Genomic DNA, 19275 nt, shown 5'->3' with positions numbered 1-19275 from the left:
CCAGGAATGGGTATGGGTCAATTCCCAGGAATGGGTATGGGCCAATTCCCAGGAATGGGTATGGGGATGTAATAGCCCCGATTTCCAATGTCTTAGTGATATTTGACAATAGGTAAGGGTAACCCTCGCTTCAGCCACTAGGATTACCTTACCTATTGTCATCTCGTTGAAAGATAATGATAAAACAAAAGACGGTAAGTCGAAGGACTAACCGTCTTTTGTTATTTACTTGAAGAAAGGCTGAGTACCATGGATTTCTTCTGTATTATTATCGGCAATATGAATTAGTAAAGATTGAATGGACAATTATTATTTTTGCAAATGATATGGAACAGTTGTAATGACTATATCTTTATGACGAATAAACCACATTCGTAAAAGAAGTGCACTTTGATTGTGTAATACATTATGCCACCATTTGCTCGGAATGAATTGAGGAATAATAATATGGATAATCCCTCCGTTTTCTTGCTTAGCCTCTATTGTTTTAATAAGGCGAATCAGAGGCTCAAGAATAGAGCGATATTTACTGCGAAGAACAACCAGTCTGCAAGGAGTTCCCCATTCTTCCCACTTTTTCTCCATTTTATCTATGGATTCCTCATTAAAACCAACGTAGACAGCAATCGGATCGACACCTAAACCCTTTGCAAAGGAAAGCGTGTTATTCACAACACGATGAACGCCTGATACTAAAACAAGGGTTACTACCTTGTTTGCTTCTGGATATGTCTCTTTAGGATCAATACGCAGTTCTTTTGCAATCTCTTGATAATGTCGATGAATGGATAGTGAGAAAAAAATGAGAATCGGCAATACAACTAATACAACCCAAGCGCCGCCGGTAAACTTTGTAACAGCGAAAATAACGGCGACGATAGACGTGACAATCGCGCCAATTGTGTTGATCGTAAGCTTTAGCTTCCAATTTGATCCTTTTACCCGTTTCCAACGGCGCATCAAACCTATTTGCGCTACGGTAAACGAAAGAAACACACCGATCGCATACAGTGGAATTAAAGCATTCGTATGCGCATGAAACGATATAATCAAGATACATGCCAATGCTGCTAACACAATAATTCCATTTGAATATCCTAGTCTGTCACCACGGTTCGTCAAACTCCGGGGCAAAAATCCGTCTGCGGCTACAATAGCGGCAAGTTGAGAAAATCCTGTAAACGTGGAATTTGCCGCCAAAATCAAAACGATAAACGTAAACCAGATTATAATTTGATATAACATTCCATGGCCAAAATACATTGCCGTCAACTGGGACAACATGGTGTTGTGCGGGTCCGGCGAAATTCCTTTCACATACAGATGATACGCAAATCCTAACAGTGTCACACCTGTAATGACACCTAAAGCGATGTAAGTTTTAATCGCGTTTCTTTGTTGCGGCTCTCTAAAGATAGGAACTGCATTTGAAATCGTCTCAATTCCTGTAAGCGCCGAGCAAGCTGAGCTGAACGCTTTCAAAACTAATAAAGTGGTTAATCCCTCCGGAACCGTTCCAAAGGACGGTGTAGTTGGTTGTGTAAACCCGTGACGCAATTCATCGAAAAAACCGGTAAAAATTAAAATGAACATACAAATCATAAAGCCGAATGTCGGCCAAGCAAAAATGCGAGCTGATTCAGCCACTCCTCGCAAGTTCACGATTACTAAGAGAACGACGCATAAGATAGCCAAAATCGTTTCAAAAGGGGCGACTACGGGATAAGCAGATGAAACAGCTTCTAAAGCGGCTGATACGGATACAGCAACTGTCAACACGTAATCAACGAGCAACGAACTAGAGGCAATAAGAGAAACCCATTTTGGTTTGAAGTTATCTTTTGCAATGGCATAGGCTCCTCCACCGCTCGGATATGCCAAAACTCCCATGATATACGATACAATCAAGATAGCTAAAAGAACGATAGTAGAAATCGTAATAGGTAAAATAAACCATTTTGCATTAGGACCGAGCCCTGCTAGTTCTGTCATTCCTGCTTCAGGTCCATATGCAACGGATGAATACAAATCCGCGGAGAGAATAGGGAGTGCAATTACCCAAAATAATTTATTATGCTGCGCATGAAGCTCCGATGTTCGCATAGGACGGCCAATTAAGAATCGTTTTACATTGCTGAAGTTGGATACAGAAAACCAGACAGCAACTAATGCCAATACGATTAATACTGCCTCCAACCATCTGACTAGGGTATGATGATCCATAACTTTTTCTCCTTTTCACCATTATGTAATGTTTTCCATTCTTCTTATTTTAATAATATATAGTATTTTTAACAATAGGATATAAAATATGTGCTTTAATAAAATAGTTACAAGAGAGAAGCCCAAAAATGTAAAATCCCTCAATAGAATGTTTTCAAATTCATACATGATTGTTGGTTTAAAATAACTGCATAAAGCTGCTGGCATTCACAATATATGATTAAAAAAACCCGCCAGCTTTACGCTAGCAGGTTACATAATGGTGAGTAGAAGAAATACATTCTTCTACAAATCTAAGTTCATAAACTACTTTTCGTACATCGTTATAGAACGAACTCTCTTCTTTATAAAACAGTGATCCTGTTTCACTATATTGTTGAGAAGAGGGCAGTTATGTGAATCTATGTAAAAAATGTAAAGGTTAGATAAATAAAACGTAAAAATACATGATTGCGTGATAGCTTCTACTATAATTAATGCAGAAATCTTACATTAGGGTTTGGAAAATATGATTGAGGTGGCATATTTCATGATTATAGTAAACGATTTGGCAATTCAGTATCGTATGGACAACAAGCCTATCGATATTCTTTCCATAAATCAGCTTGTTATTCAACATGGAGAGCAAGCAGCGATTACAGGTCCGAGCGGAAGCGGGAAAAGCACGCTTCTTCATTGCATCGGCGGCGTAATCCAACCGAATGCCGGAGAGATTTTAATAAAGGGAACGGACATCGCGTCTCTTTCTCAAGAGAAAAGAGACGACTTCCGTCAAAAGCATATTGGTTACATTTTTCAAGACTTTTATCTTATTCCAAGTTTGACGGCAGAGGAAAACATCAAGCTCATTCTTCCAAAAATGCCGAAACAAAAACAAGATGCTCTTCTTGAAGAGTGGTTCGCAAAAGTTAGCTTGGAAGACAGGAGAAAGCATCTGCCCTCACAACTGTCCCGTGGGCAACAGCAAAGGGTCGCGATCATTAGAGCGTTGATTCACAAGCCCGCCATTGTGCTGGCAGATGAGCCTACTGGGAGTTTGGACTACGAGACAGCCCAGCAAGTAATGAGCATTTTACTGAACTTGTGCAAGGAACAAAACCAAACATTATTGTGCGTGACTCACGACTTAGCTCATCCGAAGCTGTTCACGAAGCATCTGCAAATGGAACAAATCAACCAAGTAATGAATAAAGGAGTGAGCAGTCATGGGTTTATTACAGTTAAGCTTTAAGAATCTCATTCATAAAAGAACTCTGTCCATTTTGACTATCTTAGCAGTAACTATAGCATCGGCTCTTGTCGTTTTTATCTTTTTGGTGAACAAAGGATTAGAAAAAGGCGTTAAAAATGGATACGGTCCGTACGAATTGGTTTTGGGAGCTGACGGAAGCAGTTCTCAACTTGTCATGAACACGTTTTATCATTTCGGGGTTCCGGTTGGAAACATTCCTTATGAAGTGTATGAAAATGTTTTGAAGAGCGGATTGGCGGACAAAGCCTATCCAATCGCAAGAGGAGATAGCTATAAAGGGTATTCGATTGTAGGGACAACCCCCGGATATTTGACGACGAGATATCCTGAAGCGGTTCTTAAGAAAGGTTCTTTATTCAAAGAAGTCGGGGATGTCGTGGTTGGGTCTCATGTGGCTGAATCTCTTTCCATGAAGATTGGAGATACGTTTCACGGTACGCACGGGATAAATTCAGAAGAGGAGCACGATGAATTCACCTTCAAAGTGGTCGGCATTCTTCCAAAGCTCGGCACTCCAGATGACAAAGCGATTTTCACACCTATCGAATCTGTCTGGAAGGTACATCAGCATGAAGAGAAAGAAGGGAAAGCCACAGAGGCGTATGCCGAAGGCGAACACGCTGGTGAGGAGGATGTGACCGCCGTTGTCGTGAAGCCTAAGGGACTTATGGAAGCACAGTCTTTGAAGGCGATGTACACGAGATATAACGGTGTACAGGCTGCCTACAGCGGAAAAGCTCTCTCCGATATATTGTCCATTATCGATACAGGCGCACAAGTCATTAAAATCATCGCAGTTGCCAGCATTCTTATCGCGGGCATATCTGTACTGCTTTCCCTGTCAGCAATGGCGGCGGAGCGCAAAAAAGACATCGGATTATTACGGTTACTTGGCAAGCCGAAATCCTATGTTTTTTACGGTCTTCTGTTAGAAGCCAACCTATTGACAATCATCGGGATCCTACTGGGAATTTTGGCCGGGCATGTTATCAGCTTCGCGCTGCGGGGCTATATTTTCCAATATGCGGGGATTGAGCTGCAAGTCTGGACTTTCCTATTAGAGGAAATCTATATAGTGGTGGCAGGAATTGTAATTTGCTCTATCGCCGCGCTTTTCCCTGCTGTTCGTTCCTATAAGGTAGACCCTGTTAAATTATTTGTTTCATAGGAGGGAGAACGCAATGTTAAAAAAACTTGCCTTTTTGCTTATATGCGGTAGTCTGTTGGCTGCCTGTGGCACAAATGAAAATATATCGAAGAAAACATTAAGCGAGATGGAACCGGGAGAGAAAAAGCCAGCCGCCGGAGGGGCGGATAAAAACGCTGCAGATAATGAACAAGCAGCTGCCACCCAACAAGCTCCAGCTATCGCCCCTGCACCTCAGGAGGCGGCGGGAGAAGCAACATCTATCAACTGGGATGACTTCTTTGATAACGGAGATCAAACGAAGCCTTCAAAAAAATTCGCGGGCATGAACGGCAAAAAGGTCGTCATGGAAGGGTACATGGGTGAATTGATTTCCATGAAGGGCGGCTGGTTCCTGCTTATTCCACAGCCAGGAGCAGAGTGTCCGTTTTGTTCCAATGACCAGTCTTATTGGAATAGAATCATGATTGTGTTCGTAAAAGAGCCAAATCACTTACGCCTAATCCCGGGAAAAGTTCGTGTAACGGCAACGCTTGATGTAGGAGCGAAGCAGGATCAATCCGGCTATACAACGATGTTCCGTTTATATCATGCGACATTTGAATCTGCGAAATAAAAGTCAGGATAAGTCCTGGCTTTTATTTCTGAAAGGGCGTTTCACAATATACTAATTGTAAATGTTATTCACAGTATTTTTACAATTTATTGATATTAATTTACAGAATCTTCTCGTTTATTTACATTCTATTAAAAACCCCTTAATACGACATTGATAGAATAATATTTGTGCAAAATGTAATATTTTGCGAAAGTGCGAATTACATAGGGAGGTTTTTTAATTGTTCAAAAAAATGTTGAAGTCGAAGGCAGTACCCTTCGCAGTAGTATCGTCTTTAGCAATCAGCGGTCTAGTCGCCTATGGTTCAAAGGATAAAGCCGAAGCAAGAGCGCAAGAACCGCAAATCAAGAATGTCATCTTCTTGATTGGTGACGGTATGGGTGTTCCCTATACAAGTGCATATCGTCATATGAAAGACGATAAATCTACGTTCGAAGTAGAAAAAATGGCCTTTGATAACTATTTAGTAGGCATGCAAACGACGTATCCGGATGACCCAGCTCAAAATATCACGGACTCCGCTTCCGCAGCGACAGCGATGTCTGCCGGTGTCAAGACTTACAACGCTGCAATCGCGGTTGACAAAAAGCAGTCTGTTGTGAAAACTGTATTGGAGCAAGCGAAGGAAAACGGAAAATCTACTGGTTTGGTCGCGACTTCTGAGGTTACTCATGCAACACCGGCTTCTTATGGTGCACATGATGTAAATCGTAAGAACATGGATGCAATCGCGAATGATTATTTCGATGAGCTTGTCGGAGGAAAGCATAAAGTGGACGTGATTCTTGGAGGCGGCTTGAATAACTTCACTCCGGAAGGACGCAAAGCTGATGATCGCGACCTTGTTTCGGAATTCAAGAAGGCCGGCTACAGCTATGTAACAAATAAAGACGAGTTATTAAAAGATAAGAACGGTCAAATCTTAGGTTTATTTGCCCCAGGCGGCATGCCAAAAATGATTGACCGCACAGCAGATATGCCTTCTTTGGAAGATATGACAAACGCGGCAATCAATCGCTTGGGAAAAAATAAAGATGGTTTCTTCTTAATGGTTGAAGGCTCTCAAATTGACTGGGCAGGCCACGATAACGATGTCGTCGCTGCTATGAGTGAAATGGATGATTTTGAGAAAGCGTTCAAGGCAGCGATTGAGTTTGCGAAAAAGGACAAGCACACTTTAGTCGTGGCAACAGCTGACCACTCTACAGGCGGCCTCTCTTTAGGGTCAAACGGAGTATATAACTGGTTCCCAGAACCAATTAAAGCTGCAAAGCGTACGCCTGACTTTATGGCAGCGGAAATTGTCGGCGGTGCTGGCGTAGAAGAGACATTGAAGCAATACAGCGGTCTTGATTTATCTCCAGAAGAAATTGCTTCTGTTAAAACAGCCTATGAAACATACAAAAGTGACAGTAAAAAATTCTTGACTGAAGTGGACAATGCCATCGAGAAAATTTATGACAACCGCTCTATGACAGGATGGACTACAGGCGGACATACGGGTGAAGAAGTTCCAGTGTATGCGTTCGGTCCTGGTAAAGAAAGCTTTGCAGGCTTAATCGACAATACGGACAACGCGAAGAAAATCTTCCAAATACTGAATGATGAATTAAAGTGGAAGAAGGACAATAAGCAATCAGATAATCAATCGGGTAATAATCAATCTGATAAGTAATATAGTGAGGCTAGGGGAAACCCTAGCTTTCCGAATATGCACGTTTTTATACATCCGTATCATATTAATGATTTCATGTACTATACTTCTTATATATTCAACGCTAACGTGTATAAAAGCTTGCTATATTGGGAGTTGCCTTCGTGCAGCTCTCTTTTTTTGTTTTTTTCAATTTAGTCGTTACTCTTGATCTTGAGCTTCTTTCCGTTGGACATAATATTTAATAAACAGTTTCAAAAGTAACGAAATATTGTGAATAAAAAACCGTCTTTTTATAATGGGGGGAGAGCATTCAGCGACGTGCAGAAGCGGTCAACCCTTTGGTTCATGCAAGGGTAAACCAGAGAGAAGAGGCATACGATATTCCCTTTGGGGTGTACATAGCACATGGAAATGTCGAAATTATCATCCGCTCATATTATAGAAGCCACGAACGAGTCAGCCCCGATTCTGCTTGTCGTAGAATACTCCTTAAGTGTGTATACTACTACCTGAGAAACCCCTGGCTTAATCGGCAGTGGTGAAGCGGATAAACTTTGGATTTTCAAACTCATTAAAAGGTTACTAAAAGTTTTTTGTGTATTTCAAGTGATTTTATTTTTTCTTCTTATATACAATAACAATTTTGAAAATTAGATAATAGGGAGTATTAATAGCGATATTCTTTGGTTGACAGCTGATTGTTATGAGTGTATATTGGTGACTTGGGATATTCGAGTTATTTAAAGTAACTTAAAAAACTAAAAAAACTAAAAAAACTTAAAAAACCCAAAATGTAAAGAAAGAAGGAATATTAAAATGCATACTTTTTGTCTTTCAAATGATGGAGATATCAAAACCGCTTTAAGAGGGAAAGATATTCTTTCAAATCCTATTTTGAATAAGGGAGTTGCTTTTAGCCAGGAAGAAAGAAAAGAACTTGGATTGGAAGGGATCCTTCCGCCAACCGTTTTAACAATAGAAGAACAAGTACAACGTGCGTATGAACAATTTCTTGCACAACCTAATAACTTACGAAAAAGTGCGTCTTTAAATGATTTATACAATCGGAATGTTGTTTTATTTTATCGATTGCTTACAGATCATTTAAGTGAAATGCTTCCTATTGTATACACTCCGACTGTTGGACAAGCGATTCAAGAGTATAGTCATGAATATCAGCGTCCTGGCGGTGTTTATCTTTCCATTAATGATGTAGACGGGATCGAAGCAGCATTTGCAAACATGGGTGTCAACGCAGACGATATTGATTTAATCGTAGCGACAGACTCCGAGAGTATTCTTGGTATCGGGGATTGGGGAGTTGGCGGAATCAACATTGCTATTGGTAAATTAGCGGTTTATACAGCTGCTGCCGGTATTGATCCAAACCGCGTCTTGCCTGTTGTCCTGGATGTAGGGACAAATAATGAAAAGTTATTAAATGATTCCCTCTACATTGGAAACCGACATGAACGTGTCAGAGGTGAAAGATATGACCAATTCATTGATGCTTATATTAAGAAAGCATTAGAAATGTTCCCAAATGCTTTGTTGCACTGGGAAGACTTCGGCAATGTAAATGCACGTAACATTATTGAAAAGTATGGGAAAAAAATTCTAACCTTCAATGATGATATTGAAGGAACAGGTGCAGTTACCTTTGCAGGCATCCTTTCCTCTGTTCAAGTAACAAATATTCCATTACGAGAACAACGAGTAGTAGTATTTGGACCAGGAGCTGCAGGAATTGGTAATGCGGATCAAATTCATGATGCGATGGTGCTGGACGGACTTTCAACAGAAGAAGCATACAACAGATTCTGGGCGGTGGATCACCGAGGGCTCTTAACAGATGACATGGAAGGGGTTTTAAAATTCCAAAAGCCTTACGTTCGAAAAGCGGAAGAAGTTACAGATTGGAAACGTGAGGAAGATGGTAAAATAGCCCTTCTGGAGGTTGTGAAACAAGTAAAACCAACGATTCTAATCGGTACATCGGGCGTAACCGGAGCTTTCACAGAAGAAATCGTGAAGGAAATGGCAAAACATGTGGAACGTCCTGTCATTATGCCTATGTCCAATCCGACATCATTAGCAGAAGCAACACCAGAAGATTTAATCCAATGGACAGATGGAAAAGCACTGATTGCAACAGGGAGCCCATTTGAACCAGTTTCTTATAAAGGAACACAATATGAAATTGGTCAATCTAACAACGCGTTTGTTTTCCCAGGGCTAGGACTAGGCGCTATTGTAGTAAAAGCGAAAGTGATCACAGGCAACATGTTTACCGCTGCGGCAAATGCGGTGGCCAACATGACTGACAGCACGAAGCTAGGAGCCCCTTTACTTCCAAAAGTAGAGGAACTACGTACAGTATCGGTAGCTGTAGCAATTGCAGTTGCACAGGCTGCGATTAAAGACGGAGTAGCAGGCATCGAACCGGAAAATATTGAAGAAGCAATTAAAAATGCTATGTGGGAACCGGTTTATAAGCCCCTTAAAGCGATTGAAAACTAATTAAAATTACGGCTGAACATACTAACTAACACCAGGGACAGGGAGTCTTTAAAATGGAAATTGGTCAAATTCTTATTATTTTAGTACCTATCTTCTTTGTAATCATTTTAGGTTATATAGCAGGGCATTTTAAAATGTTTAACGCTGAAACGTCAAAAGGTATCAATACTCTTGTAACAAAAGTCGCGTTGCCTGCCCATTTGTTTGTGGGTATCACAACAACCTCCAGACAAACACTCATTGAAAAATGGCCATTCTTAGTGGCATTAACCATTGGAATTCTTGGTTTCTATATCGTATTTCTATTCATTTGCCGTTATGGTTTGAAATATGATCTGACTGGTTCTTCTATGTTTTCTTTGAACTCTGCGCAACCGACTTTTGCTTTTATGGGAATACCCATACTGGGCAGTTTATTTGGAGCGCAAGCAGTAGCTATTCCAATTGCTATTACAGGAATTGTTGTAAATGCAATGCTTGATCCACTGGCAACTATTATCGGTACAGTTGGTCAGCGTAATGCTAAAGGGAATGACAATCATGACAGTCTATTTAAAGTAATGATGAAATCAATTTTACACGGTTTATTAGAGCCGCTTGCTTTGGCTCCGTTAATCGCGGTTATTTTAACTCTACTCGGTTTTCATTCACCTAAACTTTTACAGCATTCACTTGAGCAAATTGGTAGTGTAACATCCGGTGTTGCGTTATTCGCAATTGGTGTAACCGTTGGTATACGTAAAATTAGCATCAGTCTACCTTCATTGAGTATTGCTTTGTTAAAAACTGTTATTCAGCCATTACTCATGCTTGGTATTGCTACTGCAATGGGTATGTCTTCTGATGATATAACAAAACTAGTGCTTTTAGTGGCGTTCCCAGGATCTGCAGTAGCAGCTATGATTGCATTAAGATTTGAATCAATGGAAGCAGAAACTGCTTCGGCCTTTGTGATAAGTGCCGTTCTATCTACTATTACGCTTCCTATTCTCATTTCATTGCTCATGTAATTTATCTTAAAACTCTTTCTTAAAATTGAATGGGTCGATCGGAAGCTTAGGTTACAGAAGAGTTTTGAAGTGTGCACGCAATGGAAAGCTGGAGATATGATAGCTGTTAATGCCTTGGAAGAAGTAGGAGTTAAGAAGACGCCCTTTTATAAGTTGGTTAAGGAGTAAGAAAAAAGGTGAAATAAACCGCTAATGCATTATAATCTATATTGGAAAAGACCCTATAGGTTCTATTCCTTTTTAGCCCCCGAATGAACTTGGATACTCTAAGGTGTGATTCTTTATACTTAGAGTAACGAGTCGTTAGGGTTTTTTTATGAAAAGAACGTGTATCCAGAATAAGCTTCAGTAACAGGAACAATCAGAAATAAAGGACAAAACCTTGTATAAAGATTTTTCTTTCTATGTATATAAACTATAGTTTTATCACAAAAATATTTTATAAGGATTTTTAGAAATATTGTACTAAGGTTATGTTAGAAGTCGATTCCAAGCTGCAGGCGTATGATTTGTATGTAGAAATTGCTTTGGCAACAGCGAAGATAGAGTTTTTACATTTTCTTAAAATTCGTCCTGTTATACTTATGCTACAATTGGCATGAGGTAAAATTATTTTTGAGAAAGAAAGGTTGGACTACATATTGAACATCTTACAGACATTGATTTTTGCCATTATTCAAGGGATAACGGAATTATTTCCTATTAGCAGTGTAGCTCATGGTGTATTAACACCGTATGTGTTTCACTGGAATTTAGATCCGGAATTTCTCAAAGAGCATTTCTTGCCTTATGTTGTTATGCTTCATTTGGGAACGGCTGTTGCATTATTCGTATTTTTCTGGAGAGAATGGTTTGAAATTATTCGTTCCATTTTCACAGGGAGCAAAAAGGTCTTATTGTTAGTTATTTTTGCGACTCTTCCTGCGGCCGTGATAGGCGTGGTCCTTGAAAAACCGCTTCGTCATATATTTAGTAATGTGACTAGTGCCGCAATTTTTTTGATTATTAATGGATTTTTCCTTTTTTTCGGAGAGAAGCTTCGCTCAAAAGGAAATAAGGATATCGAGGATTTAAGCATTAGACAAGCCGTTATTATTGGTTTATTTCAGTCACTTGCCCTCATTCCAGGATTTTCTCGCTCCGGATCTAGCATGACAGCTGGATTTTGGATGGGGTTAAAGCATGAAGCATCTGCTCGCTTCGCTATGTTATTGGCAACTCCTATTATTGCGGGAGCTAGCATACTCGAAGTTCCAAAAATATTAAAGTCAGGAACTCATGGCTTACTGCAAATGTCCCTCTTAGGAGGTTTGATGTCAGGTATCTTTGCTTTTTTAAGTGTATGGATTCTCATGAAATGGTTTAAAACGAAGGAAATCAATGCAATGCGGCCATTTTCATATTATTGTTGGGTGGTCGGTGTGTTAGTATTAGTTAGTCAATGGATGTAATGCTATAACTGTATTTATTAAGAAGATGAAAAGTTAACTAGGATTATTATTTCACGTTACTGATTAAAATAGGCGAACTCACACATACGGAAAAGTGAAAAGGCTAGTCAAAATCATTTTGACTAGCCTTTTCATGTTCCCTTTGCGAATCCGAAGAAGTGTATGTTTAATCTACATGTTGACCTGATTGTTTTGTTTAAATTTCGGACGGAACCGCATTTTGAATTTGGAAATCCATTGATCAAATATTGTATATACGACCGGTACTAACACAAGTGTTACAAGAGTGGAGAAGGTCAATCCAAATGCAACGACTGTTGCCATGGATGCTTGCGTCTCTGCTCCTGCTCCCAATCCAATGACCAATGGAAGCATAGCAAGGACTGTAATTCCGGTTGTCATTAAAATTGGCCGCAAACGAATCGGTCCTGCTTGTAACAATGCATCTTGTAAGGAATATCCTTGTTTTCGCAATTGATTCGTGTAATCAATTAATACAATCGCATTGTTCACAACAATCCCCATCAACATAATCATTCCTATAATGGAATTCATGTTAATGGTCCGGTGCGTAACAGCTAATCCAATGACAGCCCCAACAAAGGTTGGAGGCAGCGAGAACATAATAACAAACGGTGCATACAGCGATTCAAACAAGCCTGCCATTACCATATAAACAAGGAGTACAGACAAACCTAGCATCAATCCTAGATTTTGGAAGGATTGATTCATATCTTTTTGTTGTCCTCCCATTACAATATGATATCCATCCGGTGCCTGTATTTGAGAAACTTGCTGTTGTACTTGTTTTGTAACAGTTCCAGCATCTACTCCAAAAACACTGGCTTGTACAGCTACCGTACGTTGTTGGTTTTGACGTTGAATTTTAGCTGGGCTTGATGTTAGTTGAATGCTGGATACCTCTGAAAGCGGAACCTGGGTACCGTTCGAGCTTGTTATTACAACATTCTTTAGATTTGCTAGTTCATTGGAAAATGATTCCGGATACTTAACAACTACGTCTACTTGGGAATCGGCTGTGTTAAATCCAGTTGCAATGGCTCCTTGATAAGCAGTCCGTAAAGAAGTTAAGATATCCTTTACAGCTACTCCATAGTGAGCAGCAGCCACCCGGTCAATCGTTAGCTGATATTCCGGCGCACTTCGGTCTAAAGAGCTGACTGCATTGCGGACTCCCTTAACACGATTCATATCTCTAGCTACTAAATCTCCTAGTTGTTGTAATACATGAAGGTCCGGGCCGGTAACATCTACTTCAACATCACCACCGCCGCTGCCGCCATTTCCGCCGCCCATTTTACCGAAGGCCTGCGAAACTGTATTTACAGTAACTTTAGCTCCAGGGAAGGACCCTAGTTCATTTCTAATTTCCTCAACTATATTATCTGTGCTTTTCGTTCTCTGAGAGGTCGGCTTAAGCGTTACCTGAAGAGAGGCCGTATTTGTTCCGTTACTTTGGTAACTGCTGCCGCCGCCGCTTCCTACAGTTGTATATATTGTTGCTACCTCAGGTATCTTCCGTACTAATTCTTCCGCATTAGATGCGATTTTATTTGTTTGATCTAAATTAGTACCTTGCGTTAAGTTAATATTTACTCTTAATTGTCCTTGATCGCTAGAAGGCATCAATTCTGAGCCGACTAGCGGTACAAGCATGATACTTCCGGCAAAAAGTAAAATGGTACAGAACACCACTATAATACGATGATGCAACGCCCAATGAAGCAACGTTCCATATCCCTTATATAAGCGGTTCATCCCTTTTTGAAACCATATAACAGGATTCATAGGATGTCCTTGTGTGTTTTCCTCTATATTTCCTTTCAGCCATTTAGAAGAGAGCATCGGCACTAATGTGACAGCTGCAAATAAAGCAGCAATATGCGAAAATACAACAACTAAGGCCATAGGAAGGAAAATTTGCTGCGCCATTCCAGTTGTAAAAACTGCAGTACCAAACACGGAAATTTGCGCTAACGCGGATGCTATAACAGCAGTGCCTACTTCTGCGGTTCCTCGTTTCGCACCCTCTACAGCATCATATCCTTCGCTTCGTTTTCGATAAATGCTTTCTAACACAACGACTGCAAAGTCAACTAGTGAACCGAGGCCTAGCGCCAGTCCGCCTAAGGTAATGGTATTAATCGATTGATTTGCAAAGTACATTAAACTGAATGTGCTAATAATAGCAATTGGGATAACGACCCCAATGACAAAGGTTGCACGAATACTGCGTAAAAAGAAAATTAAAACAAGGATCGAAATTGCTGCTCCTAAAAGAGTATGCTCCACAACTGTTTGAATCGAATCGCGGATATATTGCGACTGATCGCTTAGGACAGATATATGGACCCCTTTCGGAAGGGTAGATTGCAATTTTGAAACTTCTTGTTGTACATTTGTTGCAACAGAAACTGTATTGCTGTCTGACTGTTTTAAGATAGAAATTCCAACGCTTTGCATTCCATCTTTACGTGTTAATACAGTAACATCTTGATAGGAATCGTTTATCTGTGCAATTTGGCTTAAAGGAATGGTCGAGCCCTTTCCTACAGGAATTTGTACTTGCTGAATATCTGAAACATTTCGAAAATCCCCATTTAGATGCAATGGAACTAATTGTGATCCTTTATTCACCATTCCAGCATCCAACGATGTGTTGTCATTTCCTAAAGCCGATACGACAGAATTGATGGAGAGGCCGTATTCAGTTAATTTGTTAGGATCGACTAATACTTGAATTTGTCGAACACGTCCACCTGATACGTTGACGGATGCAACACCATCCGTACGCTGAATGGCAGGGCTTACGGTATTATCTGCAATGCTGCGCAGCGCAATAGGATCAAGGTTGCCATAGATAGCCAATGATAGAATCGGCTGACTGTTTGGATCTGCTCGAACTACTGTTGGTGTATCTGCATCGGACGGTAAGCTTTTCCGAATACGATCGAGTTTATCCCGTAATGCTAAAACTGCTTGATCCAAGTTCGTTTTATAAGAAAACTGAACAGATACCACACTTTGACCGGTTTGAGAGGTAGAAGAGACTTGTGATACACCAGCAACAGTTGCGACAGCTCCTTCTACCTTCTTTGTGACCTGACTTTCCACTTCTCCAGGAGAGGCTCCGTTCCATGATGTAGCTATCATTACAGTTGGAATGTTCATATTAGGATACAAATCAACTGGCAGTAAAGGCACAGAAATGGCTCCTACAATAAGGAGCGCAACCATCATCATCAGGATGGTAACGGGGCGGCGTATCGAGAAATTAGCAATTTTCATTGACCGCCACCGCTTTTCGTACTAGAATGACCGGAATATTGCTTAGCTGTATTCCCTGCATTCAATTCTTGACCAGGCTGCACAATTTGAACACGAACTCCGTTGGATAACAGATCTTGCCCTTGTATCACAACTTGGTCATCTTTTTGTAATCCTTGTGTAACTTCATATTGTGTACTTGTCATATCACCCAATTGAATAGAAACCTTTTTGGCTTTCCCATTTTGTACAACGAACACAGAGTTGCCGCCTACATCGTTCAGTACAGCATCGGCAGGGACCGTAAGCCCTTGTTTCCCATCGCTAGAAAGTGATGCTTCTGCGAACATCCCTGGTAGTAATTGATGATTTGGATCACTTACTGAAATGTCTACTCCATATGACTTCGTTGTTGGATCTAATGTCGGGTGAACATCTTTTACAGTTCCTGTAAAGGTTTTTCCTAGGGTAGGTATCGTAATAGTCATGTTAGCCCCATTAGAAATCTTTCCAATGTCTGATTCTGGGACATTAATTGTCGCTTCCATATCAGGGGAGGCGATTGTCAAAATGGAAGCTTGCCCACCTGACATTTGACCGGCAGGCGTATTAATTGCAGTTACTATCCCGTCAACAGGGGATGTTAATGTCCCATCTTGAATTTGTTCGTTAATAACTTGTACACTTGTTTGAGCCTGTTGGAGCTGTGCTTGACTCACGCTGATTCCTGAGGTTGATAATGCGCTTTGATATGCTTGTTGTGCTTGTTCGTATTGTTTTTGCGCAACTTGCACGACTTGTGAATTTTGCGCAGCTGCTAATTGCGCTTGCGCTTGTTGGAGTGAGCCTTGCAATTGTGCAATACTTGCTCCTTGCCCTTGTGTCTTTGGCGAATTATTTTGTGCATTGTCTAAGTTTTGTTGTGCGAGTGCAACTGCATTTTGTGCATTTGTCAATGCAGTATTGTAATCACTTTGCGCTTTGTCGTATTGGGTTTTGGAAACTTCGAGTGCTTTTTCTGCAGCTGCAGCACTTGCATCGTGATCGCTTTGCGCTTTCTTTAACTGCGCTTGACTAGTAGATACTGTACTTTGTGTTTGTTCTAGTTGTTGCTTTAGAGCTGATGTGTCAATGGATGCAAGCGGTTGCCCGGTGTGTACATGGTCCCCAACATTCACTGATAAGGAGGTAACCTTTCCGCTTACTTTCGAGCTGATGTTTGAAATAGCAACAGGAGTAATGGATCCGGTATACATATTTCCTTGACTAATCGTTGACATCTTGATCGATTCCACTTCAACCGGTATAGTCCGTTTGGCAAACTGCTTTGATTTTGCTTGTGTTTGTGCTTGTGTTTGCGGCCCGCAGCCTGCAAGAGCTGCTCCCATTACAAGAACCATGCCTGTACATACAATTGGATGACGCACCATTCGGAACATTAGTAATCCTCCTTTTAAAGGTTAGCATTCTCGTTTAAAGTTCAAAGATAGCGGATTGACAAAGAACATCATCCACTCTAGTCTAGATGATGTTATGCCGTTTTGAGAGCAAATAAATGATTGCTACATGAATCATACAATAGTAAAAAAAATATTAAATGAAATGAGTATGAAAAAAAGATGAGGAAAATTTCATTTTAGTGGGGAGAGATCAAAAGATGTGCAGAAGCGGTCAAACCTTTGGTTCATGCAAGGGTAAACCAGAGAGAAGAAGCATACAATATTCCCTTTTCGTTGCACATAGCACATGGGCATATCGAATTTATAATTCACCTATATATAGAAACCATTTTTCGCAGGGCGATCAATCTTAGCTCATATGATCAAGCCTATAAAACTATACTTAAAAATGAAAAACCCTTGATACTCAAGGGTTTAACGGGTTTTAATATGAATAGAGCATAGGGGGGCCGAACTCCTGATCTCTACGCTGTCAGTGTAATTTAGTATATTTCATCTATATAAATGCAACTAAAAAAATCAACATAAAAACTTTTCTTTTAGGGGGAGAGATCATCCGACTAAGCGTAGAAGCGGTCAAACCCTTTTCGTGGTCCATGCAGGGAGAGAGAGGGAGCGAGCGCAGTTTCCCGTTTGTTCTACGTGGCAAACGATAGATATGTCGGAATAACAAAGTGGCCTTAGATAGTACACCTATTATCCGAACAATCAAATGGATTGATGTATGACCATACTTAAAATTTTTTCATTAAATGTATCGTCCAAACTATTTTGGACATTGGAAAATAAAATAACAAAAGTACGTTTGTCCCAGTTAAAATCATTGTACGCATTCCATCCGGAAACGACACCGTGATTATAAACATAGGAAGGACGGGTTCGGAAACCAAATCCATAATGATGCTCTCTTGGGGCAAACATAAGTGCCACACTAGCAGGAGATAAAATTTTATTTGTAACAATGGCTACATCTAATTTGTACATATCGTGTGTAGTAGTATACATATCTCCGCATCCATATAACCACAACAGATTCAAGCCCCATGCTTTCGTAATACCGTTCTTTTCCTTTACATAGCCGGTCGCAATGTTTGGTATCCCTGTGTCCTTCCTACTAAGATTTGTTAACATTGAATGGTCGAGTGCGATTCCAGAATCCTTCATGCCTGCAGGTATAAAAATATGTTTTTTCACGTAGAGGTCGAGCCGTTCTCCAGAAACTTTTTCTACAATGTAGGCAAGGACGATATAATTTCGATCGGAATATGCGTATCCTTTTCCAGGAGGATATGCTAATTTTTGTTGCCCAATCCAGTTTACTAAATCTTTGGGCGAAAAGGCGATTATATTTCCGCCTCCTGTAGCTGCAATCCCGGAAGTATGAGTAAGCAACTCATATAATGTAATATTTTTATTGGCTGGAAAAACAGAAATATATTTATGGACATTATCCTGAATATTTAGTTTTCCTTCTTCTTGTAATTGTAAAATAGAAACTCCTATAACCGTTTTGCTAATGGAACCGATCCAATGTTTTGTATTCGGAGTGTTTTTCGTTTTTTTATTAAAATCTGCATACCCATAACCTGTATCAATTAAAGTTTTTCCGTTCTGAATCACGAGAGCAGATCCGTTAAAGTGTTGATTTACAAGAGCCTTGTTTATCTGTTGTGCAGTGTCATTGTCTGCCATTTTTGTTTTTATTGAAGCTGGTGGAGAGGAGACGGACTGTTGCTGGGGTATCCTTATAGGATGACCGTATGTCCATATGAAAAATAATATAATGGTGCCTACGCATGCTGCGAGGAGAACTAAGAATTTAATAAGGCGTTTTTTCATGTTGTCTTTCCTTTCGAGTTATAACTATAAGTATAAATCACATATGTACAGAATAGAAAAAAATATAGGGGATTATATAAATATTATTGATTATAACGAAGTATATATGTGGTTTTTCTGTAGAACTGCAATAGTTATATACAAGAATAAAAAAACGTTTTTTTATAGTAAGGGGGAGGTTCATTTTCGCCTTCCAGTGGACGATCTGTTTTATCATAAATTAGGCGAGAATACCCCCACTTCCAGCGTGTGGTGTGTAACGGTAAGTGGGGGATGAATCGCCTTCGCACAAGAGATAGGCACGTTCCATCTCTATTGTTCGACATGTGAAAATTTTGTAAATGAATAGAACGTACGTTTGTTTTATGGTAAAATAAGGAATAGGCAGGGGGTGAATCTATGATTCGAGCGAAACGAGTCTATTTCCAAACCTCAAAGACAAACCTGCAGCGATTGTTTGACTGCAACCGCGAGTCCGCCAAAGTATGGAATGATTGTTTGCGTCACGCAAAGGCGTATCATCTGCAACATAATGGCAAATGGATCAATAAGTCTGCCCTGCAAGCACTGACAAAAGGAAACTACCACTTACATTCTCAAAGCATACAAGCTGTATTTGAAAAGTACTTGTTCGCCAGAGATGCCACAAGAGCTGCCCTCCTAAAAGGAATCAAAACCGCCAAATATCCCTACAAACAAAAGAAACACTACAATACGAAATGGAAGAAAGACGGCTTTTCTGTGAAAGAGAATGGCACTATTCATTTGTCGATGGGTGTCCATAACGGAAAACGAGAACAGCCCATTGT

The 19275-nt window shown here is 40.2% G+C and carries 11 protein-coding genes and 1 pseudogene; 8 read left to right on the top strand and 4 right to left on the bottom strand.

Annotated elements, in window-relative coordinates:
• Positions 1-309: 309 nt before the first annotated feature.
• A complete protein-coding gene (locus H540_RS0127385; RefSeq protein ID WP_028403281.1) occupies positions 310-2223 on the bottom strand; it encodes an APC family permease in 1914 nt (637 codons plus the stop codon).
• A gap of 529 nt (positions 2224-2752) precedes the next feature.
• Between H540_RS0127385 and H540_RS0127380 the strand changes: the two genes are divergently transcribed.
• The 7 genes from H540_RS0127380 (at position 2753) to H540_RS0127340 (ending at position 11879) form a co-directional block, all read left to right on the top strand.
• A complete protein-coding gene (locus tag H540_RS0127380) occupies positions 2753-3454 on the top strand; it encodes an ABC transporter ATP-binding protein (RefSeq protein WP_028403280.1) in 702 nt (233 codons plus the stop codon).
• Positions 3429-4643 (top strand): ABC transporter permease, encoded by a 1215-nt coding sequence (locus H540_RS0127375; protein WP_028403279.1) that lies wholly within the window; start codon positions 3429-3431, stop codon positions 4641-4643. Before H540_RS0127380 ends, H540_RS0127375 begins: the two co-directional genes overlap by 26 nt.
• Before the next feature lie 13 nt (positions 4644-4656).
• Positions 4657-5238, top strand: coding sequence for a hypothetical protein (locus H540_RS31090; protein WP_034672082.1), 582 nt, complete (start codon positions 4657-4659; stop codon positions 5236-5238).
• A 223-nt stretch (positions 5239-5461) separates the two neighbouring features.
• Positions 5462-6916 (top strand): alkaline phosphatase, encoded by a 1455-nt coding sequence (locus H540_RS0127365; protein WP_028403278.1) that lies wholly within the window; start codon positions 5462-5464, stop codon positions 6914-6916.
• A gap of 798 nt (positions 6917-7714) precedes the next feature.
• A complete protein-coding gene (locus H540_RS0127360) occupies positions 7715-9418 on the top strand; it encodes an NAD-dependent malic enzyme (protein ID WP_028403277.1) in 1704 nt (567 codons plus the stop codon).
• Between the two features lie 53 nt (positions 9419-9471).
• Positions 9472-10428: an AEC family transporter gene (locus tag H540_RS0127355; protein ID WP_028403276.1), complete on the top strand. Its 957-nt coding sequence runs from the start codon at positions 9472-9474 to the stop codon at positions 10426-10428.
• A gap of 641 nt (positions 10429-11069) precedes the next feature.
• Complete coding sequence (locus H540_RS0127340; RefSeq protein WP_028403275.1) at positions 11070-11879, top strand: undecaprenyl-diphosphate phosphatase; 810 nt, start codon at positions 11070-11072, stop codon at positions 11877-11879.
• 171 nt (positions 11880-12050) lie between these two features.
• On the opposite strand, the gene H540_RS0127335 is transcribed toward H540_RS0127340, so the two are convergent.
• From H540_RS0127335 to H540_RS0127320, 3 genes are all read right to left on the bottom strand, one after another.
• The gene (locus H540_RS0127335; protein WP_028403274.1) at positions 12051-15188 is read right to left on the bottom strand and encodes an efflux RND transporter permease subunit; all 3138 of its coding nucleotides are present in this window, start codon (positions 15186-15188) and stop codon (positions 12051-12053) included.
• Positions 15185-16606 carry an efflux RND transporter periplasmic adaptor subunit gene (locus H540_RS0127330; RefSeq protein ID WP_028403273.1) on the bottom strand — a complete coding sequence of 474 codons (1422 nt, stop codon included), beginning with the start codon at positions 16604-16606 and terminating at the stop codon, positions 15185-15187. The genes H540_RS0127335 and H540_RS0127330 overlap by 4 nt, the downstream gene beginning before the upstream one ends.
• Before the next feature lie 729 nt (positions 16607-17335).
• Positions 17336-18466, bottom strand: a complete 1131-nt coding sequence (locus H540_RS0127320) for a serine hydrolase domain-containing protein (protein WP_028403271.1) — start codon at positions 18464-18466, stop codon at positions 17336-17338.
• A 399-nt stretch (positions 18467-18865) separates the two neighbouring features.
• On the opposite strand from H540_RS0127320, the pseudogene H540_RS33900 reads away from it, so the two are divergent.
• Positions 18866-19275 (top strand): annotated as a pseudogene (locus tag H540_RS33900) (RNA-guided endonuclease InsQ/TnpB family protein); the annotation flags it as partial.

Origin of the sequence: Ectobacillus panaciterrae DSM 19096, from assembly GCF_000430785.1 — a bacterium.
In the GTDB taxonomy this organism is placed as follows: domain Bacteria; phylum Bacillota; class Bacilli; order Bacillales; family Bacillaceae_G; genus Ectobacillus; species Ectobacillus panaciterrae.
Note: the sequence above shows the minus strand (reverse complement) of the source record. Positions and strands in the feature narration are given on the sequence as shown.